We start from the raw sequence: 422 nt of genomic DNA on the forward strand, positions 1-422 counted from the left end.
CTTACGCGCGGCATTCTCCTGGCGGCTGAAGGACTGCTGGATCCGTAAAGCTTCGTCATTCGCCGCATTGCCGGTCTGTTTTAATTCTTTTTTGACGTAGTTGAGCTGCTCGTTAAATTTCGTCGAGTTAACGTCAAGGTTAACGACCAGATCACCGACTGCCGTCTGGGCCATAGCGCACGCCTCCTGAAATACCTTCAGCCTTCGCCATCAGCGTATCGTCATCCGGATCATCGATGTCGATGGATTCCGGTTCAGGGGAAAGAATGCTGAAACTGTCCGGGGATAATTCCGGATCGGCAAAAAACAGGGTTGAGATGGTGTAGAGCAGGCTGGAGAAGTGAGCATCCAGCTGCACATCATGAAAGAAGTTGTCCCGGTAGAATATCTTCCAGTCGCCGTATTCTGTTGAAGTCATGCCA

1 protein-coding gene is annotated in these 422 nt (G+C 50.9%); it reads right to left on the minus strand.

Features of this window, described 5'->3' with window-relative positions:
- Window positions 1-151: 151 nt before the first annotated feature.
- On the minus strand, window positions 152-422 hold a 271-nt coding region (locus ACJ9N4_RS20710; protein WP_411500773.1), incomplete at its 5' end, for a phage tail assembly protein T.

Origin of the sequence: Enterobacter sp. LM3, assembly GCF_046622475.1 — a bacterium.
Classification (GTDB): domain Bacteria; phylum Pseudomonadota; class Gammaproteobacteria; order Enterobacterales; family Enterobacteriaceae; genus Enterobacter; species Enterobacter cloacae_P.